At 43.5% G+C, this 21,060-nt stretch carries 19 protein-coding genes; 7 read left to right on the plus strand and 12 right to left on the minus strand.

Features of this window, described 5'->3' with window-relative positions; all coding sequences use genetic code 11:
• Positions 1-38: 38 nt before the first annotated feature.
• Together AC59GT_RS09335 and AC59GT_RS09340 are read right to left on the minus strand one after the other, a co-directional pair.
• Positions 39-998, minus strand: coding sequence for a hypothetical protein (locus tag AC59GT_RS09335; RefSeq protein ID WP_497237387.1), 960 nt, complete (start codon positions 996-998; stop codon positions 39-41).
• A gap of 88 nt (positions 999-1,086) precedes the next feature.
• A complete protein-coding gene (locus AC59GT_RS09340; protein WP_497237388.1) occupies positions 1,087-2,481 on the minus strand; it encodes a serine/threonine protein kinase in 1,395 nt (464 codons plus the stop codon).
• A gap of 227 nt (positions 2,482-2,708) precedes the next feature.
• Between AC59GT_RS09340 and AC59GT_RS09345 the strand changes: the two genes are divergently transcribed.
• Positions 2,709-3,788, plus strand: coding sequence for an AI-2E family transporter (locus AC59GT_RS09345; RefSeq protein WP_497237389.1), 1,080 nt, complete (start codon positions 2,709-2,711; stop codon positions 3,786-3,788).
• Positions 3,789-3,811: 23 nt separating this feature from the next.
• Here the strand turns inward: AC59GT_RS09345 and AC59GT_RS09350 are convergent, their stop codons facing one another.
• From AC59GT_RS09350 to AC59GT_RS09365, 4 genes are read right to left on the minus strand one after another with little or no spacing between them, the layout of a single operon-like run.
• Positions 3,812-4,855, minus strand: a complete 1,044-nt coding sequence (locus AC59GT_RS09350; RefSeq protein WP_497237390.1) for an adenylate/guanylate cyclase domain-containing protein — start codon at positions 4,853-4,855, stop codon at positions 3,812-3,814.
• On the minus strand, positions 4,855-5,244 hold the full coding sequence (locus tag AC59GT_RS09355; protein ID WP_117381397.1) for a response regulator: 390 nt from the start codon (positions 5,242-5,244) through the stop codon (positions 4,855-4,857). Before AC59GT_RS09355 ends, AC59GT_RS09350 begins: the two co-directional genes overlap by 1 nt.
• Before the next feature lie 22 nt (positions 5,245-5,266).
• Positions 5,267-7,426, minus strand: coding sequence for an ATP-binding protein (locus AC59GT_RS09360; RefSeq protein ID WP_497237391.1), 2,160 nt, complete (start codon positions 7,424-7,426; stop codon positions 5,267-5,269).
• A 1-nt stretch (position 7,427) separates the two neighbouring features.
• Positions 7,428-8,759: a sensor histidine kinase gene (locus AC59GT_RS09365; protein ID WP_497237392.1), complete on the minus strand. Its 1,332-nt coding sequence runs from the start codon at positions 8,757-8,759 to the stop codon at positions 7,428-7,430.
• 240 nt (positions 8,760-8,999) lie between these two features.
• Between AC59GT_RS09365 and AC59GT_RS09370 the strand changes: the two genes are divergently transcribed.
• Both AC59GT_RS09370 and AC59GT_RS09375 read left to right on the plus strand, forming a co-directional pair.
• On the plus strand, positions 9,000-9,872 hold the full coding sequence (locus AC59GT_RS09370; RefSeq protein WP_497237393.1) for a YitT family protein: 873 nt from the start codon (positions 9,000-9,002) through the stop codon (positions 9,870-9,872).
• 79 nt (positions 9,873-9,951) lie between these two features.
• Positions 9,952-12,759 carry a S9 family peptidase gene (locus tag AC59GT_RS09375; RefSeq protein WP_497237394.1) on the plus strand — a complete coding sequence of 936 codons (2,808 nt, stop codon included), beginning with the start codon at positions 9,952-9,954 and terminating at the stop codon, positions 12,757-12,759.
• Here AC59GT_RS09375 and gpmA read toward each other — a convergent pair whose 3' ends face one another.
• Positions 12,760-13,449 (minus strand): 2,3-diphosphoglycerate-dependent phosphoglycerate mutase, encoded by a 690-nt coding sequence (gene gpmA, locus AC59GT_RS09380; RefSeq protein WP_497237395.1) that lies wholly within the window; start codon positions 13,447-13,449, stop codon positions 12,760-12,762.
• A 97-nt stretch (positions 13,450-13,546) separates the two neighbouring features.
• On the opposite strand from gpmA, the gene AC59GT_RS09385 reads away from it, so the two are divergent.
• Together AC59GT_RS09385 and AC59GT_RS09390 are read left to right on the plus strand one after the other, a co-directional pair.
• Positions 13,547-14,137, plus strand: a complete 591-nt coding sequence (locus tag AC59GT_RS09385; protein ID WP_497237396.1) for an acetate uptake transporter — start codon at positions 13,547-13,549, stop codon at positions 14,135-14,137.
• A gap of 40 nt (positions 14,138-14,177) precedes the next feature.
• Complete coding sequence (locus AC59GT_RS09390) at positions 14,178-14,558, plus strand: SRPBCC domain-containing protein (RefSeq protein ID WP_497237397.1); 381 nt, start codon at positions 14,178-14,180, stop codon at positions 14,556-14,558.
• 111 nt (positions 14,559-14,669) lie between these two features.
• On the opposite strand, the gene AC59GT_RS09395 is transcribed toward AC59GT_RS09390, so the two are convergent.
• The 3 genes from AC59GT_RS09395 to AC59GT_RS09405 all read right to left on the minus strand — a co-directional run bounded on the left by AC59GT_RS09395 (position 14,670) and on the right by AC59GT_RS09405 (position 18,114).
• A complete protein-coding gene (locus tag AC59GT_RS09395) occupies positions 14,670-16,028 on the minus strand; it encodes an OmpA family protein (protein ID WP_497237398.1) in 1,359 nt (452 codons plus the stop codon).
• 449 nt (positions 16,029-16,477) lie between these two features.
• Positions 16,478-17,659, minus strand: coding sequence for a trans-sulfuration enzyme family protein (locus tag AC59GT_RS09400; protein ID WP_497237399.1), 1,182 nt, complete (start codon positions 17,657-17,659; stop codon positions 16,478-16,480).
• 26 nt (positions 17,660-17,685) lie between these two features.
• Positions 17,686-18,114: an OsmC family protein gene (locus tag AC59GT_RS09405; protein WP_497237400.1), complete on the minus strand. Its 429-nt coding sequence runs from the start codon at positions 18,112-18,114 to the stop codon at positions 17,686-17,688.
• Between the two features lie 105 nt (positions 18,115-18,219).
• Here AC59GT_RS09405 and AC59GT_RS09410 point away from each other — a divergent pair, with 105 nt between their 5' ends.
• Positions 18,220-18,696: a hypothetical protein gene (locus AC59GT_RS09410; RefSeq protein ID WP_497237401.1), complete on the plus strand. Its 477-nt coding sequence runs from the start codon at positions 18,220-18,222 to the stop codon at positions 18,694-18,696.
• 294 nt (positions 18,697-18,990) lie between these two features.
• The gene (locus AC59GT_RS09415) at positions 18,991-19,572 is read left to right on the plus strand and encodes a HEAT-like fold family protein (RefSeq protein ID WP_497237402.1); all 582 of its coding nucleotides are present in this window, start codon (positions 18,991-18,993) and stop codon (positions 19,570-19,572) included.
• Between the two features lie 24 nt (positions 19,573-19,596).
• Here the strand turns inward: AC59GT_RS09415 and AC59GT_RS09420 are convergent, their stop codons facing one another.
• Positions 19,597-20,271 (minus strand): DinB family protein, encoded by a 675-nt coding sequence (locus tag AC59GT_RS09420; RefSeq protein ID WP_497237403.1) that lies wholly within the window; start codon positions 20,269-20,271, stop codon positions 19,597-19,599.
• A 38-nt stretch (positions 20,272-20,309) separates the two neighbouring features.
• On the minus strand, positions 20,310-21,053 hold the full coding sequence (locus tag AC59GT_RS09425; RefSeq protein ID WP_497237404.1) for an isocitrate lyase/PEP mutase family protein: 744 nt from the start codon (positions 21,051-21,053) through the stop codon (positions 20,310-20,312).
• Positions 21,054-21,060: the final 7 nt, after the last annotated feature.

Raw genomic sequence — 21,060 nt, forward strand, 5'->3', positions numbered from 1 at the left:
TCACTAACAAGCTTATTGATAATATCTGCGACATACCCTTAAGACTTAAATAGATTAAGGCCCACTATACCGTTTAACAACATACGCGAGTTTACGGGCAGTTCAACCCACTTGGGTGCATTAATATCACTGGTGGGCACTGCCATTTCATTAAGTGTTGTCATTTCCCCAAACGATGCCAGGTAGAATTTACCATCCGCCTTATTAAAGCGCACCTGCAAATGCGGCGTGTTAACCCACTCCGAAGGTATCTTGAATATATTTGGCTCATCGCGTTCTTCGTCGTTCCCGGAGACAATTACATCGTCATCCTTCATTAGAAACTCTACCTTTTTACCGGCAAACTGCTTATCGGGAATAATGGTTTCGAAACGGGCAACGCTCTTGCTTTCCTTTTGAATCGCCTCCTTTTCGCTGTACTCCAGATCTTCCTGGTAAGGGATTTCAAAGTAACCTTCGCTGTAATAGATAAAGCCTTTAAGAATATCCTGATTCACATCGAATGTCTGCGCAATACCTGTTTGGCGCGGAATAAAGGTTACCCGTAAGTTCTCTTCCTTTTTGGTGGGTTGACTGTTATCCGGAAGCAACTTCCCGATAAAGCCTTTATCGCCGCGTTGATAATCCGGATGCGATACCAGCCTGAACACCCATTTGGATCCGGATGGTTCTACGCGTTTACCATCCTGCCGGTATTCCTTAAGTATTTCGTAAAACTTTTTAACAGTCTCCTGTACTATTAAGCCAAACAATCCCTGCTTGTTCTCGATAAACTCACGGTAATCATCAGCATTAAAACTGATGATGAATTCGTGATAAAAAACTACCCGGCCCGCAAACGAGAGGTCCTTAATAGATTCACGAAACTGGTCTACAATATAACTATAAACGCTCTCAGGCGTGAGTGGCGGTATTTTACCATTTACGCCGGTACTTTCTGTGGTCAAGAACCAATCTTGTATACCAATGCGCTGCCAAAAACTGGGTTTGGTTTCCATCTATAAATAGTAAACTTCAAAATATGACTATTGAACATTAAACCTTAGCAGATGTTTTCAACATCCGCCGGTTTGGATATGAGCACTGTTAAAACGGCGATTCGTTAGCTGTATCTGCCCTGCTACTGTCTACAGCAACGCTATCTATAGAAGCTTTAATAATGCTGTCTCTTCTACGTTTGATAGAGTCGCGGCGTAACTTCAAAACACGCTTCCGTTCTGTTTCCAATCTTGCAGAGTCCTCGTATTGCGGATTACTCATCAACGTAGTATCTGAATTAGTTTGAACAGAGTCTTGAGTAGTGGTGTTGTTAGGCAGTCGCGCATCCTTTTTAATGAATACCGAATACACAGAGAAGAGTACAAACAGCACCAGCAATGCTACAAGTGCGTTGAAGCCGAGTTTAGAAACAACCATCTTAGAGTTATCTAAGGGCTCTGCCAGTTCCTGATCTGTTACGGGTTGCGCGTTTTGAAGTTCAAGCAATTGTTGCTGCAGTTTTTGGTTATCCGCTTTTAACGCCGCAACACTCTCTGTAGCAGTAGCAGCTCCAACGGCAACATTCCCGTTTGTAGATGATAAGCTACCCGCAACTATTGCATCGTGCAGTTCAGAACCATCTTTAAAACGGTCATCAGGATTCTTTTGAAGACATTTGTTGATGAGGTTAAGCAACCACGCAGGAACCTGCATCTCCTGTCGGATCTTCTTTTCGTCCCACTCCTCAGGCATGTTTAACTTGCGGGTACGTATCGGATCCGGTATTTCGGTCTCCATATGATTCACCATAACAGAGTTCCGCCCGGTATCGCCGTTTCCTGACAGAGGAAAGGGTACCTGACCGGTAAGCAATTCATAAAGGATAACACCGTAACTGTAAACATCTGTCTGCAGCAGCATTTTCCCTTCGTGTTGCTCCGGCGCCATAAACTCAACCGCGCCGGCATGACGTATGCTACTGCGGCGTTGTTCTTCGCTCATGATAGCCAAACCAAAGTCGAGCAACACGTAATTGCCTGTATGTATGTTGTATTTAACGTTATTACTTTTAATGTCGCCATGCTTTACGCCAACTTTATGGCAATGGGCAAGTGCACAAGCTAATTGATCAGCAACCTTTATAAGCTCTTTAAGCATGAATATTTTATCATGCGGCGGCTGCAAAAGTTCGCTAAGATCCGGGCCCTCAATGTATTCCATCTCAATGAAAGGAAACGAGCCAGTATCCGTTACACCAGAGCTGAGTATCTTTACTATGTTTGGATTTGGAATTTCATTTACCTTTTGCAGTTTAGCAACTTCGTTTAAAAAGTTGCGGTAGTTTTTATCGTCTCCGCTTTCGTTAAGGATGGGTGTCGGTATGAGTTTTACGGCCGAATAGATGGTACCTGTCCGCTTTCCTTTATACACCGAGCCTTGACCGCCGGTACGCAAAGCGCCTAAATTTTCTAATCCTTCTGCAATGGTAAATACTTTACTCATGTATCTTTCTAAAAGTTGAGGTTGTACGGTAAACGGGAACGCGCCCCTGAAATTACAATAAACACCGCCGTTTGTTGTACGGAAATGAAAATTTGTGTCCAAAGCGTTCGACGAACATTTAATTGGAACCGAATAAAAGTTTTAGAAATGCCCTTATATAAGCTTAAACAACACATTCTATAAGGTTGTAAAACATTTGGCTTTAAAGGTTGTCCTTTATGTAATTTATGAATATAGCTGATCAAAAACCCGCCCCCAGGCCACGCAAGGAACTAACTTATATAGAAAAGGTGTGGCACACCGTAGCCATAGTGGCATTGCTGGTGGTAGTGATACTTATAGCAAGGGTGGCTTTCAATGTGCTATTGATGGTGCTTGCCGCAACACTTATCTCTACTTACTTCCATGGGTTAGGCAACATTATCCAACGCAAAACGGGCTGGAACCGGAAAGTAGCCATGTCCATATCTGTTGGCGGTTCTTTTGCCATTGTTGGGGTATTGCTCTGGTTTATTGGTGCACGCCTGCAAATGCAGGTAGCTCAGTTAAGTCATACCCTGCCTAATACCATTAGTGCCGCCCGCGCTAAGTTGTCGGAAACACCTATTGGCCAGCAGGTACTTACTTATTTTGATGATAACTCCGGCAAGATATTTATTACTGCCCAACATTTTTTCAGTACCAGCTTTGGGGTACTTGGCAACATTTACATCATTGTTTTTCTCGCGTTATTCTTCACTGCAAGCCCGTCTGTGTACAAGGATGGATTTATGATATTAATCCCCGAAGAAAAAAAAGAATTGTGGCAATGTATTATGAACAGGATAAACGTATCCTTAAAGGGATGGCTTAAGGGCATGCTGCTATCTATGGTGCTCATATTTGTGATGCTCACAATAGGCCTTACAATCATGGGAATTCCCGCTGTGCTTGTATTAGCACTATTTGCCGGCATGCTCAAGATCATACCTAACTTTGGGTCGCTCGTGGCCATGATACCCGGCGTACTACTTGCATTAACCGTTAGTACAAATACAGCAGTTATTGTGGCGCTTATCTACATTATCTCGCAAACCATAGTCAGCAATATCGTAACCCCCATTATTCAGAACAAGATCATTAATCTTCCGCCTGCGTTAACCATCATTAGTCAGGTAATAATGGGAACGTTATCTGGCGCGCTAGGCATTATTCTGGCAGTTCCGTTGCTTGCGATAACCGTAATACTGGCAGACGAGCTTTACGTTAAAAAGATTAATGCAGTAAAACGTGAAGTTAAAGCTGATGATGTCCCACTGACGGATTAACTTAGGTAAGCAACATATCGTCCTTACTCAAGTACCTGGTAAATGGTTACTAATTTTGCTTTGTTCTTGAGGGTCACCTCTCCTATTCTCTCACATTTAAAAGACTCTTTGGCTTTGTGGAACGTTTCTTCGGATATAATAATCTGACCAGCCTTTGCTGAAGATTGTAAACGTTGCGCAAGGTTAACAGAATCGCCTATTACGGTATAATCCAGTCGTTTCAAAGATGCAGAACCAATGTTTCCCGATACCATTTCGCCGGAGTTGATGCCGACTGATATTTCGGGTTTAAAGGTTTTTTCACCGGCTGTAAATTCTTTAACTCCGGCTAATTGATGCCTTGCCGCGAGCGCGGCATCAATCGCCCTATCCAGGTGGTACTCTCCTCGGAAAACAGCCATTACCGCATCGCCCATGAATTTATCTACATGCCCGCCCTGAGCAACAACTTCTTTTACAATTTTGTCAAATAATCCGTTTATAAGCTCAACTACTGTGTTGGCAGGTACATTCTCGGTAATAGATGTGAAGCCGCATACATCTACAAACATCACCGTAGCGTCTATAAGTTCGTTCTTTAACAGACTATTTTCAAATTCTTTATGTGTCATAAAGTTGAGCACATTCTCATCCACATACATTTTTAGTATGTTGTTTTCTTTAATTGCCTTTATGGTTTCCTGAAGCTGCTTTACGTGCTCAATGGTCTTCTGCATGGTTAGGTCCAGGTCGTCGAAATCCACCGGCTTGCACACAAAATCAAAGGCGCCGCGGTTCATAGCAGTACGGATGTTTTGCATATCGCCATAAGCGCTAACTACTACCGCTTTTACCATGGGATTGGCTTCCGGCAATCGGCTCAATAAAGTAAGTCCGTCCATTACAGGCATGTTTATATCGCTTAGGATTATATCAAGATCGGGATGTTCTTTAACTTTTTCTAAAGCTTCTTCGCCGTTTTGAGCAAACACAAACTCGTAGATATTTTCCCTTATCTTCTTCCGGAACTTTTGCTTCACAAGTAATTCCAGGTCCGCCTCATCATCTACAACTAATATCTTGGCCATTACAATTGTTCCCCGGTGTAGGTTTTTAGTTTTTCTTTTAGCACGCCAAAGTCAAGCGGCTTTGTTAGAAAGTCGTTGGCACCTTTCTCCATAGCCTGGCGGTGGTTCTCTTCGTCACCGTAAGCCGTTATCATCATTACCACGGGCGGTGGTGGTGCCGTGTAATCTTCGCGGATATGTGTTAGTAACTCAATGCCGCTCATGCCAGGCATGTTAATATCGCTAAGTATAAGTACAACCTCAGAGTGCTTTTCTTCAAGGTAATGAAGCGCTTCCTCCCCTGACTGTGCAAAGCTAAACTCAATTTCATTATTTTTTATCTCTTTGCGAAAACGTTGCAGGAATAGTGGTTGTACATCTGCTTCGTCGTCAACTACCAGTATTTTCATATGCTGTGTAAATATAGGCCTTTTAAGTTTGGGCAGGGAGTGAAATTATAAACTTGGTATACTGCCCCTCTACCGTCTCGACATCTATCTTGCCGCCATGACCCTTTACTACAATATCGTAGCTGAGAGATAAGCCGAGCCCTGTACCTTCACCGGTTGGCTTGGTGGTGAAAAATGGTTGCATGATCTTGTCTCGTATTTCAGTTGGTATGCCTGTGCCGTTATCCGCAACTGAAACTACACAGCCGCCGGAAGGTGTACTGTATGTTTTAACTTTAACCTGGGGTTTGTAACCGCTGTCCGAAACTTTTGCTTTTTGTTGCGTAGCATAAAAGGCATTGGTAAACAGGTTTAGTAATACACGCCCTACATCTTGCGGAACGGTATTTACTGCTGGCAAACTTTCTTCATAGTCCATTACAAGTTCGGCGTTAAATGATTTATCCTTTGCCCGTAAACCATGATAGGCAAGCCGCAGGTATTCGTCAACCAGCTTATTAAGATCAGTTGGCTCCTTCTGTCCAGACGTAGCTCGGCTATGCTGAAGCATGCCTTTAACAATGCTATCCGCGCGTTTGCCATGATGTCTTATTTTCTCCAAATTTTGCTTCACGTCGCTGGCAATAGCAATTGCCTCCTCCTTGTCTCCGTTGGCAAGTTCTATTTCCATTTCGTCAATTAGTTCAATACTTACTTCTGAAAAGTTGTTCACAAAATTTAACGGGTTTTGAATTTCATGAGCAATACCGGCAGTGAGTTCGCCCAGCGAAGCCATCTTTTCTGACTGTATAAGCTGAGATTGTGTTTGTTTAAGTTCTGTAAGCGACTGGTTGAGTGCCGCGGTACGCTCGGTAACTTCTATCTCCAGCCATTCATTTTGTTCCGCAATCAGCTTTGCCTTCTGCTGTTCCGCTTCCCTCGCAATTCGTTCGTTTTCCAGAATTTGTAAGGTATTCTGTTGTTCAATGTCCTTAAAACGACCGAATAACGACCATGACAAAGCAATTACTGCCCATAAAAGAGAAAAGTTGGTGAAATACTCCATGACGGATGTATTTTGGTTAAGCACGAGGCCAACTACTATCACCGTTATAAAACAAAATATGAATGGAGATACAGCCAGCACAAAAAGCCTGGTTGTGGCGCGTTGTTTAATAATGTCGGTAACTATTGTAACTACAATACCCACAGCTATAACTGCAGTGATCAACGCGAGCGTTACAGTCAAAACGCCGCGAACGAGATTAGATGCATTAAGCAGTAAATAGTTCAGGGTAGCAACTGCTGCAAAACAATGGCAGAGCGGCATAAATATTTTGTTCCACTTGGGGTAATTTTCTGACGTGCGCAGGAACATCCCACTCAAAATAAAACCTAGATAGAAAACAAACACTAAAATAATACCTGAAACCCGGTCGCTCAGGGTAGGGTACTCGCGAAGTGCCAGGTACTCCAACGGTCGGGAAATGCTTGAGATTGCTACAAGCACTAGCAAGACCGCATAGTAGAGGTAAACTTTTTCACGAACGGTATAGTAGAAAAAGAAATTAAATATCGCGGCAAACAGTAAAAATCCGCACACCGTCGAATTGATTATTATATCAGATAAAAATTTATCATTATTGATGTATTCAGCAGCAACTACCCTGTCTGCAAAGCCAATGAACAGTGCACTCGGCGTGCCATTAAAACGTGGCTCATCCCGGCGGTAAAAGGTAACACTATCACCAGGCGGTATCACGTAAATAGTGTTATTAATTCGTTTAAGACCGCTTTTTAGGCTCCAGGGCACACTAATACCCGTTATATAGCGATGCCATTTACCATCGGGCAACTTCGCGAATATCTCTGATGTTTTCGCCTGTCCTTTAAGGGTGATTTTAACAGGATACCTCAAATCGTTGACTATGCCGAATCTTAACCAATAGACCAGATTACCTTTTATGTTCTGCCGTTTACCTTCTTTTACATATTTGAAACGGCTTTCTAATTCTTTTACGGCTGGGAATTGAAGCACCTCACCTTCACGTTCCGTTAAATACTGCCAGCTGCTTGCCGGTACTTTCACGTAAGTACCCGTATCTGCCTTGATATGAAAAGCTGATGGAAATCCGGAATCTTGCCCTACCGCAAAGCGGCACAATAGCAACATAAAAAACAACAGGTAGCCAGATCTTCTCATACTATTGTTGCTTGCTTTCTATTGGCAGTGTGATGGTGAACTTTGTCCACTCGCCTTCTTTACTGTCGATATCTATTGTACCACCATGTGCCTTCACTATTATATCATAGCTAAGCGACAAACCAAGCCCTGTGCCTTCACCGGTAGGTTTTGTGGTGAAAAAAGGCTGTAAAATCTTGTCTTTAATATCTTCGGGAATGCCTGTGCCATTATCCTTAACCGTAATAATTATGGAGGAGTGGCCACCTGAATGCGATACACCTGTTGTTAACTCTACTATTGGCTTAAACCCTTCCAAGCCGAGCTTTTGTTTTTGCTGAACGGCGTAAAATGCGTTGTTAAACAAGTTTAACAATACCCGCCCTACATCCTGCGGAACTATGTTTACAAGTGGCAGCGTTGGGGCAAAGTTGGTCACCAGCTCGGAATTAAAGCTTTTATCCTTTGCACGCAGCCCATGATATGCCAGGCGCAGGTATTCGTCGGCAAGGGTATTTACATTAGTAGCTTCTTTTGTGTTGCTGCTTGCACGGCTGTGCTGTAGCATACCTTTTACGATGCCATCAGCGCGTTTACCATGATGACGGATCTTCTCCAGATTTTGCTTGATATCCGTGGCTATCGCAATAGCCTCTTCAGTGTCCCCCTTAGTAAGTTCTTCGGCCATTTCATCTATAAGTTCCATACTTACGTCCGAAAAGTTGTTAACAAAGTTGAGTGGGTTTTGTATCTCATGCGCTATACCAGCAGTTAGCTCACCTAATGAAGCGAGCTTTTCGCTTTGGATAAGCTGCTGCTGAGTAGTTTTAAGCTGTTGAAGCGCATCCTGCAACTCGTTACGCTGGTTGGTGAGCTCGGCTGTACGCTCGGCTACAAGCCTGTCCAGTTCCAGGTTTTGCATGCTTACCATACGCATTTCCTGCTCTTGCTTTCTGGAATTGGCCCAACGGGCAAATATCCAGGCAAAACCCAGCAGTATAGCCGTACCAGTCCAGTTATTGTAGCGTCCACCAAACTTGGGCGCTATAAGATCTATAAGTGCTACTACAATCGTGATGGCTGCTAAAGGATAATGCACCTTGATAAAGGAATGCATCGGTTTAAAATCTTCCTGATTTAGAAAATAATAAACAATCCCCAGCAGCACAAACGCTCCCAAGAACAAATTGTAGGTATCTTCAAACTGATCCTCAGCAACAACATATACTATCCAAACGCCAACACTGGCAGTATTAAGCACCAGCTTCCATTTGGGGCCCAGCGGTGTGAACTTGGTTGAACTGAGCAGTCGCCTTATCAGTAAAAAAGAAGCGATGTATAAAAATATTTCCATGTGTAGGGTATCAGGGTAAATTGATGCTAATCAGAATAGCAACAATCGGTTAATTAATTGGTTAAGTAACTAAAATTAGTGTTAATAATCAAATAGCATATTCAAGCTTAGCGGCGTCAAACTTGTTAAGGACTTTATCTGGCAACTTAGCCCTGCAAAGCAGTAAACATTTAATATATTTAGCCGACAATAAGTTGTTACTGGTATCTACACCGTCAACATTGACAATCAGGTTATTAAATGAAAGACTTAGCTATACCACACTGGGTAAGAGATTGGGGATACACATTAATGGGAATACTTTTTTGCGGTTTCGCGCTAAAAAGCTTCCTGATACCCAATTCCTTTTTTGATGGTGGCGTAACCGGTATTTCGCTCCTTATTCACGAACTATACCATTTTAACATTGGGTGGATCATCGTACTCGCAAATATCCCGTTCATAATCATGGGGGCTTTTCAGGTGAACCGCCGCTTTGCTTACAAAACCCTTGCGGCAGTGGTATTGCTTGGATTATGCCTGCAATTTCTGCCATACCCTGATCGTATCACTACCGACAAGTTACTTGTCTCCATATTTGGTGGCGTGTTTATGGGCATAGGTGTAGGCCTTGCTATTAGAGGCGGCTGCGCGCTTGACGGTATAGAGGTGCTGGCATTGTACACCGGCAAGCGTATAAGCTTCACAATCAGTGAGATCATTCTGGGAATAAACATAATTATATTTCTCATTGCTGCATTCGACCTGGGATTGCCTACAGCACTGTATTCTATCATCACCTATTATGCAGCTTCAAAAACAATAAGTTTTGTTATTGAAGGGCTTGAAGAATATACCGGCGTTACTATCATATCTGGCGAAAATCAGTTGATAAAAGAACGTTTGGTAAAAGAACTTGGCCGTGGCATAACTGTTTACAAAGGAGAGCGTGGTTTCCTTAAAGAAAGTTTTGATGTAAGCCAACCGGTTGATATCGTATTTACTGTAATTACCCGTTTAGAAGTACGCAGGCTGCGTAACCTGGTACATGATATAGACCCCAAAGCATTTGTGTTTACCAGCACTATAAAAGAAGCCGCTGGCGGTGTACTAAAGAAAAGAGCCCGGCACTAAGTACTGTTGGTGTAACTTTTTCATCGCAATGTTTACTGATGATGCGAAATTTAGCATATTTAGGGATTACCGCCTGTTTATGAAAAAATTTCTACTTCCAGTTATGGCACTGTTTGCCCTAAATGTTTCTGCACAAAAAATAGCTAAAAAGTCGCTCGATCACTCCGTTTACGATGGCTGGCAGAGCATAGCGAACGAACGCATCAGCAATGATGGAAAAAAGGTTATGTACGTGGTAAAACCGCAACAGGGCGATGCTGACCTGGTTTTAACTGACATAAAGAATAGTAAACCCTTTCACATATCCCGGGCAGATACCGCACGTTTTACATCCGACTCCAGGTATGCCTTGGCCATGATCCGCCCATTTTACAAGGATGTTAGGCAGGCTAAGATCAAGAAGAAAAAGCCGGCGGAGTTCCCAAAAGATACACTTGCGATAATTTTATTAGGCAAAAACACTGTAGAAAAGATCCCTGCTATACGATTATTTAAGATAGCAGATAGAGCATCAGTAGTGGCCTACCTTGCTCCTGCCGATACCGTTAAGAAACCGGAAGTAAGCGACACATCTAAAAAGGCAGTAGCAACAACTATAGCCCCGCCCACCCGCGATGGTGCCGAACTTACAGTTAGGCAACTGCACAACGGCAAGTCGAGGACTTTTAAATACGTAACCGACTATGTATTGAGCAAAAACGGAAAACTCCTCGCCTACTCGGTAACAGCTCCAAAAAAGTTAAAAAATGTCACGTCCGGGCTTTTCCTGTACGATATTGAAAGGGATACTTTAAAGCCGGTAAGTACCGGCCGTGGTAATTACCGCAATATAATTTTTGACGATGCCGGCAAACAACTGGCTTTTACTGCCGAAAAAAATCCGGAGAAAGCCTTAGTAAAGCCGTTTAAACTATACTACTACACTTTAGGAAAAGATAGTGCTAATGTAATAGCTGCAGAAAACTCCAACGGCATGACGCCTAAATGGGCGGTAAGTGGCGACGGAAGGGTTTATTTTAGTAAAACAGGAGAAAATCTGTTCTTTGGTACTGCGCCTATACCCAAGCCGGCAGACACTACCATAGTTGATTTTGAAGTTGCGCGGCTAGACATCTGGAACTATAAGGACGACTACCTGCAGCCTCAGCAATTAAAGAACCTTCAGCGAGATTTGAAACGCAGCTACCTTGCCGTTATCCGCCCTGCAGAACAACACAGGCTGGTGCAACTGGGTGACGAGAACATCCGCGATATAGTGGTATCTGACAATAGCGATGCTGATTACGTGTTAGGATTAAGCGACACCGGTGCACGCGTACAAACACAGTGGGCAGGTGGCGGAGTGCAGGAAGCTTATCTTATAAATACACACACAGGACATCGCACACGCATCAACACTAGGCTTAAAGCCGATTACCGTATATCGCCGAGGGGAAATTACATCATTTGGTTCGATTCAAAAGAGCAGCAATGGCACAGCTACAGCATAGCTACGGGCAAAAAAACAAACCTTACCCTTGGCTTGGGCGCTAAAATGGGAAATGAAGATAATGACGTTCCGGATGATCCGTCGCCTTACGGCATAGCTGGATGGGAACAGGACGACAAGCGGGTGCTTATATACGATCGCTACGACATCTGGAGCATTGATCCGGCAACCAGAAAAGCCATCAACCTGACCAATGGTCTGGGGCGCAGGAACAAGCTAGAATTAAGATATGTGGTCGCAGACAACGACGAAAAGTTTATTCCGTCTAAAAAGAAGATGTGGCTTATAGCACAAAACGAAAAGAATAAGCAATGGGGTTATTACACTAAGCAAATAGATGGAGCAGGTGATCCGCAAAAAGTACTGATGGCGCCGATGGGGTACAGCAGCTTGCAAAAAGCTAAGAACAGCGATGTTTATATTTACACAAAATACAGCTACACCGCCTCTCCTGACTTATATGTGTCTGGAGATCTTAAAAAAGAAACAAAGCTCAGTGCTACAAACCCGCAACAGGCGCAGTATAACTGGGGAACAGCAGAATTAGTTGAGTGGACAACACCAAAGGGATATAAATCTAAAGGCATTTTGTATAAACCTGAAAACTTTGATCCTAATAAAAAGTACCCAATGATCGCCTACTTCTATGAAAAGCTAAGCGAGGGATTGTACAATTATATGGCTCCGGCACCAACCCCGTCAAGGTTGCCCATCACCTACTTTGTGAGTAATGGTTATTTAGTATTTGCACCGGACATTAGCTATATAAATGGCCATCCCGGAGCTTCAGCAGTAGAGTTTGTAAACTCAGGCGTGGAGGCGTTGAAGAAAAATCCCTGGGTTGACGGGGCGCATATAGGCATACAAGGCCAAAGCTGGGGTGGTTACCAGGTTGCATACTTGATAACGCAAACAAACATGTACGCAGCCGCGTGGGCCGGCGCCCCGGTAGCCAACATGACATCTGCTTACGGCGGTATTCGCTGGGAGAGCGGCCTTAACAGACAGTTTCAGTACGAAAAAACACAAAGCCGTATAGGTGCAACGTTGTGGGAAAAACCGGAGTTGTACATCGAGAACTCTCCCCTTTTTCAGTTCCCTAAAGTACAAACACCTGTAGTTGTCATGAGTAACGATGCAGACGGCGCTGTACCATGGTATCAGGGCATAGAAATGTTTACCGCTCTAAGAAGGCTGGGCAAACCAGTTTGGCTGCTCCAGTATAACGACGAAGCACACAACCTTGTTAAGCGCCAGAATCGGATGGATATCACCATCCGCGAAGCACAATTCTTTGATCACTTTCTAAAAGGCGCGCCAATGCCGGTTTGGATGGACAAGGGCGTACCCGCTGTAAATAAAGGGAAAGACTGGGGGTTTGCGCTAAACGGAGAGTAGTTACTCCAGGTAGTAGTGCCTGATGCTATTGAGGCGATCGTCAAGCTCGTAAACCCATGGCGTTGCCGTGGGTATGTCCAATTTAGTCACCTCCTCATCGCTCAGGTTCTCTATGTACTGGATTAATGCCCTCAGGCTGTTTCCATGCGCACAAATAATAACTTTCTTGTGCTCCCTAATGGCAGGCACAATGTGCTCGTGCCAAAAAGGCAAAGCGCGGGTCATGGTCTCACTTAGATTTTCGGTAAGTGGCAGTTCACGGTAAGTGAGGTCGCTGTAACGAAGGTAATGTCCCGGGAAACGTTCGTCCTGCTCAGTTATAGCAGGGGGATGCTCATGCGGATCGCGCCGCCACTTGTGTACTTGCTCCTCACCGTATTGCGCAACTGTTTCAGCTTTGTTTAATCCCTGCAGCGCCCCGTAAAAACGTTCATTCAGCCGCCAGGATTTATGTACGGGTATCCACAAGTGTTCTAATTCCTCCAATACAAAGTGCATGGTTTTAATCGACCGCTTTAAAACGGAGGTAAAGCCTTCATCAAAGGTGTATCCGTTCTTGGCGAGCAAACGCCCAGCCCTTCTTGCTTGTTCCAGCCCTTCGTCAGATAGGTCTACGTCGGCCCAGCCGGTAAATCGGTTCTCTTTGTTCCACACACTTTCTCCGTGACGAATTAAAACTAACTTTTGCATATCTGAGGTAATAACGTGAGCGACTTATTTCAGTTTAAATATATTGCTATTTAACAGTAATTAATTAGCTTGCATAAACCAATAAACCCATTAACACATGATACCTACCACTCCGGTTGTGGTTAAGGATGGCATTGCCAATCCAGCACCTCTAGGCCTTTGCGCTTTCGGGCTTACCACAGTACTGCTTAATATTCATAATGCCGGCTTCTTCGAAATGAATACGATGATACTCGCAATGGGCATCTTTTACGGCGGATTGGCACAGGTTATTGCCGGTGTTATTGAGGCGAAAAAGAACAATACATTCGGGCTAACTGCATTTACATCTTACGGCTTCTTTTGGCTCTCGCTTGTTGGCTTAATTGTGATGCCGAAACTAGGTTGGGGAACTAAACCAAGTGAAGGTGCCATGTGCGCCTACCTGGGCGTTTGGGGAGTATTTACTTTCTGCTTATTCTTTGGCACCTTAAAATTGAACCGTGCGCTCCAGTTTGTTTTTGCATCACTAACAATTCTCTTTTTTTTATTGGTAGCAGGTGATGCTACAGGTAACGAGAACGTTAAACACTTTGCAGGTTATGAAGGAATATTATGCGGAGCATCTGCCATATACACTGGCATAGCCAACGTGCTAAATGAAGTATATGGACGCGAAGTGTTGCCCATTGGTACCGTTAACAAGTAAAACGATAAGAGAAACGGTTGGGAATTACTAACTTCACCTCGTGAAAGATTTCAAAAAGTATTACGTTATCCCGGCATCTCCTGAGGAGCTTTACCTTGCACTTACTAATCCTATAACCATCCAGTTGTGGACAGGGGAAGAAGCAGAAATGTCTACAATCCCTGGTTCAGAGTTCTCTATGTGGGAAGGCAGTATAGTTGGGAAAAACCTGGAGTTTGAGGAAAACAAAAAACTCGTGCAGCAATGGTATTTCGACGGGCAGTCTGACGAATCCATAGTCACCATTAAACTCCATGCAGATAAGCATGGATCTTCAGTAGAATTACGCCATACAAACATTCCGGATGCGGATTATGACGACATTGTTGAAGGCTGGAATGATGCTTACTTTGGTAGTCTGATCGATTTTTTTTCGTTCTAAAATTAAAATAATCCAGCTTCTTAGTTATTAATAGGCTTAAAATAAAGAGGCCCGGTAATGTACCGGGCCTCTTCTATTCAATGTCAGAGATTAATTTATCTCCAAATACTATTAATATAATGTGAACTCAACCCTGCGGTTAGCCTGACGGCCTGCAGCTGTTGCGTTAGTAGCTATTGGCTGGCTTTCACCGTAACCAGTTGCTTCTACACGTGATGGGTTAGCACCTTTGCTTACCAGGTAAGACTTGATAGACTCTGCACGATCTTTAGATAATTTCAGGTTAAGAGCATCTGAACCTACATTATCAGTATGGCCGGCAAGTTTCAGGCTGAAATTCTTTTCAACCAAAAGGTTAGCAACACGGTCAAGGCTAGAGTATGATTTAGAACGGATAGTTGCTTTACCTGTGTCGAACTCAAGATTTGCAATTGCATCACGAACAACACGTTTGTCCTCTTCAGTTACAACTAACACGCGTTTTTCTAAAGGACAGCCAGAACCATCAACCTTTGTACCAGCTGGTGTATTAGGGCATTTGTCGTAAAAATCCGGTACACCGTCAGCATCACTGTCTGCAGCAAACTTAGCAAGGTTAGCGTTGGTTGTAGCCAGATCACTTTGCAGTTTTGCGTTAGCTGCTTTTTGCTCATCTATTTGAGCCTGTAGCTGATTTTTGGTGTTCATATTCTCCCACATGTACTCAGTACGCATACTTGACACAGGGTTGTGTGTAGCTAATTGTGGTTTCGAGCTTTTGCCAAGTGCAAATTCTAAACCGATGTGAGCGTAAGAGAACCGGTCATTTCCTGAACCGTAGTTATAACCGTCAAAGTTGTCGGACGATACAAAGTTAACCTGGTAACCCAGATCAAGGTTAACACCAGAACCAAGGTTAAATTTCAAGCCTGCACCAAGTGGGATAAAAAATTCTTCGATGTTGCCGTTAGTTTTATATTCTGTAGATGTTCCTGCGGTTGTTGTTAACACGGGTTTGTAGCTCATTATACCGCCACCAAACGTCACATATGGCTGTATAACACCTTTCTGATGACGCCAGTTGATGTTGGCAAGTGTTAGGTTACCGCTTAATGCAGCTGACCAGTGCATTTTTGTTTCGAAGCTGTTGTAACCAGTTACGTTAGGCTGTGCATCTTTACCTTTTACCTTACCACCAAGGTAATCTGCCTGTATAGCAAAAGATGGCAATATTTGTTTTTTGATGTAAGCACCGTAGCCAATTTCCGCTTGTGGTGTTCTGAAGTCCTGACGGCCGTTAGTGCCGAAGATGGTGAACGGTGTTAACACACCTCCATTAATACCTATAGACCAGGTGCGGAAAGCGCCGCCGCCTGAGAATGGTTTTACGTAGTCCTTAGTGCTGATAGAATCGGGGGTTTGGGCTAATAATTTACCGCCTACCAGCAAGGAGGTAAACAGCACAGAAGCTTTTTTTAAAGTTGGTTTCATAGTAATGAGTTTTATACAAGCCGCTTAATTTTTTGCCGGCTTACAACGGGTTAGGCAACATTGATGCCAACAGGTATTAAAGAAATATAACAGGAATTTTACAGAAGGATAACGATACTAAAAGTATTAGCTAGAGATGTATCCATCAGCTAGTTACAAGGTTGAGAGAAACCGTATACTATAGCGAAGAGTTTAAATTGCTTGAAAAGTAGCTCTGTTTACTTTATGAATAGAATTTAGTACAATATTGGCCTACGCCATTCCTGCTACTCTATTTAAACATTGATTTCCGACATAGTATAACCATAAACCAACGTTGTTTGCACCCCAAGTTACAGTTATGATAGCGACCAGCCGGTGGTAGTAAGGATGCAAGTAATTCCAACATCATTAGATCCAGCACCTTTAAACGTGCGCGGTGATAGTGGAATTACTTACTTCTATAGATGTTAAACAGCGCTTTTTTCCAGCGCCTGAGTGATATCGGCCAATACGTCATCAACTTTTTCCAATCCGGCCGATATGCGTATCAAACCCGGAGTGATACCTACAGATGCACGTTCCTGGTCGGTTAGCTTAGAATGTGTTGTACTTGCCGGGTGTGAAGCAATACTACGGCTATCACCCAGGTTGGCAGTCACGGAAAGCAATTCCAGACTATCTAAAAACTTACGCCCCGCTTCTACCCCGCCTTTGATCTCAAAACAAAGCACACCACCTCCGGCCTTCATTTGCTTTTTAGCTATCTCGTACTGTGGATGGTTTGGCAGAAAAGGATATTTTACCCAGGCAACATTAGGATCGCTTTGCAGCACCTCTGCTATCTTAAGCGCGTTCTCGCAGTGGCGTTGTAAACGTACATCAAGCGTCTCCAGGCTTTTGCTAAGCACCCAGGCATTGAACGGCGACATTGCCGGACCAGTATTCCTACAGAAAAGGTATATCTCGTGAATCAGATCCTTGCGGCCAGTAATCACACCGCCCAACACCCTACCCTGACCATCAATCCATTTTGTGGCGGAGTGAACAATTAAATCAGCACCAAAATCTACAGGCCGTTGTAGTAATGGCGTAGCGAAGCAATTATCTACATTGAAGATAAGGTTATGTTTTTTAGTGAACTGCCCCGCCCATTCCAGGTCTATCACTTCCAACTGGGGGTTGGTTGGGGTTTCCAGGTAAAGCATTTTCGTGTTCGACTGTACCGCTGCTTCCCATGCTTCCTTGTCATTAGCAGGTATAAGCGTACAGGTTATACCCCATCTTGGCAGATATTTGTTTACAATAGTGAAGGTGCTGCCAAATACCGAGCTGCAGCATAGCAGGTGATCTCCGCTTTTAAGCAGGCCCATAAAGGTAGAGAAGATAGCGCTCATACCCGTTGAAGTGGCAAAACCATCCTCACAGCCTTCTAAAGCACACATTTTGGCCACAAATTCATCAACTGTAGGGTTGCTGAAACGGCTGTAAATGTTTTCGTCGTTCTCGTCAGCAAACGCGGCACGCATGGTTTCGGCCTCGTCAAAAGTAAAACTGCTGGTAAGATATAATGGCGACGAATGTTCGTTTTGAAGCGTTTTTGGCGCACGGATGCGTACCGCCTGGGTTATAGGGTCTAGTTCCTTTGACATTTGTAATCTTTGTAGTAGTATATTTATTATTTAGCAGGGTGAATGAACACCTGCCATTTTATATCTGCCTCGGCCTTGTAAAGTGTAGCTGCTACCGAGCAGTATTTTCCAAGGGATAACTCAACCGCCTTTTTAGCTTTTTCCTCATCTACTGTGCCGTAGAGATGAAACTCCAGGTTTATGGTTTGCCATAGAGAGGGTTCTTTATTAGGCTCACGCTCGCCGCTGATTACCATTTCATAATCAACTACATCCTGGCGCTGCTTGCGCAGAATGGCAATTACATCGATAGCCGAGCAGCCTCCGAGACCCATCAGCAACATTTGCATAGGGCGTACACCAAAGTTTGCGCCTCCGCTTTCTGCACTGCTGTCCATCCTTACAGTGTGGCCATATTCGTCGTGGGCTTCAAAGCCGTATTCTCCGCTTACGCGGGCTAGTTTTATAGTAGGCATGATAATGTAATAATTATGCTAAGGTAGCTTTTTTGGAGAATTTAGCTTAAAATGGATAAGTAAAAACCATTACTTTGATGCTGGAAATCCTAAAATGAAACTTTGATGAGAAAATTACTGCTTACCGCAGCCTTGTTCTTTACTGCAGTTGCGGTTTTTGGCCAAAGCAAACTGGTATCTTACGACGACCTTGGCTACCTGCTCCGAAACAACATTACTAAGGCGGATACCTTTTTCGTTTCTAAAGGCTATACGCTGGCCGAAAAGAACCTGAAAAAGAATACCCGCAAATACACTCTGGCTTTACCCGGCGGCACTTACAACAATGTAAACCTGCGTACCGATGGCAAGCGCATGTTTATGGACATTGAAACCAATGAACTGCAGCAATACAATCTTTTATACAACTCTATAGCCGACTACCTCAACAAAAGCGTAACTACAGCAGATGTGCAGGCCTTTACCGTTAAAGACCTCGGCAGTATCTACATTATGGTGAATGACGCCGTTCCCTATGATGCTATGAAACGTATTTACGATATCCAGATCGTATCAGACAAGGGCATTACAGCCTACAACTAACACTGCAAGTGTCCCGCTTTGAAAGCGGGACAACCGGGACACCTGCAATATTTAATCAATTGCAAGTCAATATATTAGCATATAAGAGCGGGACACACCGGGACAGTACAAATACTTTAAGTAATTAATCGTAAATTATTGAAATAAAGGCTATTATTAATCATTTACATTTTTCAGAAGAAAAACTCCGGGACACTTTTTGGAAGGCGTTTGGGACACTTCTTTTGAGTTTATGCTGAATGCTATTTCTTCAATTCCCGAAACCTTAATCAGCAAGTTTTCATATTTTTATTGATGATGCTTACCGAGGAAACCATCATTAAACAACTTAATGACAATCATACTAAGGGCTTTGTACAACATTTAGCTGCACAACTGCTCAAAGAGAACTTTGACCTTAACCGCCTCGTCGACCTTACCTTCCACCCCGATGTGCAAACGGGCTTTAGGGTGGCTTGGCTGCTGGACACCGCCATACTGGCCAACCCCGAACTATATACAACCACTATCACTTACCTCATGCAGCGCATGCCGCAGGTTACCAATGCCAGCTGCAAACGGCATTACGCCCGTGTGATGATGCATCTCACTGATGCAAAAGCTCCCCTTAACGTGCGTGAAACCATTGCCGGAGCCGATCTTGATAGCTTAGTAGAAACCTGCTTCGACTGGATGATAGACCCGGAAACAAAAGTTGCTGTACAGGTATGTGCAGCCGATACGCTTTTTAATCTTATCCCCCGCTTTGACTGGATTAAAGACGAACTGGAGAACCAGGTAAGATTTATGATGCGTACCGGCACAGCAGCCATGCAGGCCCGGGGTAAAAAGCTACTCGCTAAACTGGAGAAATTTCAAGTCCTGTTAAGGCTTTAAGCAAGAAACCTTTAATAAACTCAATTATTTACACGGAAAACCAGCATCATTTTTCACTTCATCAATTTGCTGCGTATGCCGGTTGGTATGTGCCGCAATAAGCAAGATAAATTGATAAGCATCATACGTACCAATAGGTAAAACTGATACATGATTGCGTAGGTCTTCGTGTGTGCTTTCAACAAAAGCTATCAACTTTTCTCGGTTCTTTTTAAATGAGGCAAGTGCTTCTACAGCTGAATGATCTGGAGAATTTGCAGGCTCCAGGGCAGCGAAAGTTTTTGATTTTTGTGAACGGTTTTCTACGGCTTTTATCAATTCCTCATCAGTAAACTTTATACCTGTTCTTTGTTCAGGGTTAGCCTGCTGCTTTAAAGATGCATCTACCATAGCCCAAAGATTACTCTCCGCTGCTGCAATGTGTTTAAGGCAATCTCCTACACTCCACTTGTCAGGTGCAGGTTTAAATGTAAGTTGCGCTTCGGTCAGGTCTTTCGCGGCGTTAAAAACGTCCGCCTCTGTTTTCTTAAGAAATTCCATCGCATACTCCCTTTCTACTTGAGTTAGCTCCTTTGCTTTTGTTGTTGTATTTGAGATGTTCATAGCATTATTTTTTGTTTTTTTCTTTTGCTGTGCATTGCTCTGGAAAAAAATAGTGCTGAGCAATGCCATCAGCGTGCAGGATAGTAATTGTTTCATGTGATAAAGTTGATATTGAGAGACCAGTTAAATGTGATTTAAAACAAAGGTGTTAACGATTGTGAAGCTACAACGCTTTTAGTTAGTTGCTCCAGGTTGTTATAAGTTGCGCGGTAAGCATGCACAGCCATGCTAATCCTTTTAACGCCTGCATCTGCCATCAGTTTAACTGAAGATAGGTTGGCATTACCTACTACATTTACCGGCAGTTGTACAGCTGCTGTAATCTCTTTTATTATTGCTGCATCTGTTACACCTGTAACAAAAAGGCCATTGGCACCCTCGGAATGGTAAGTTTTAGCCCAGTTGATAACCGTTTGCAATGGCTGCGGTAATTTTTGCAGGAATACGTCTGTACGGGCGTTGATGAAAAGTTGCTGATTGGTTTTTACGAGATAGCTTTTTATACCGCTTAACTTTTTTAGGTAAACAGCCTTACCTTCGGCATCCTCTAAGTTTATACCTGCCACACCGATATCAAGCAGCCGCTGAATATGATCATTTATAACCGCCTGATCGCTGCTGTAGCCCCTTTCAAAGTCTATGGATAGCGGAACATCTACTGATGATCTTATCCTTTGTACAATGTACAACAGCTCGCTAAAAGGGATCTTCTCACCATCGGCATATCCCAAAGAATCTGCGATAGCTCCGCTCGACGTACCTATTGCCAAAAAGCCGGCCTTTTGCATCAATTGGGCACTTTTCACGTTCCATGCATTTGCCAGCAGAAATGGCCTTTCCTGGCTATGTAATTGATTGAATTTCTCGTAATCTGTCATGTCAATA

The organism is Mucilaginibacter sp. 320_HR (genome assembly GCF_059691875.1).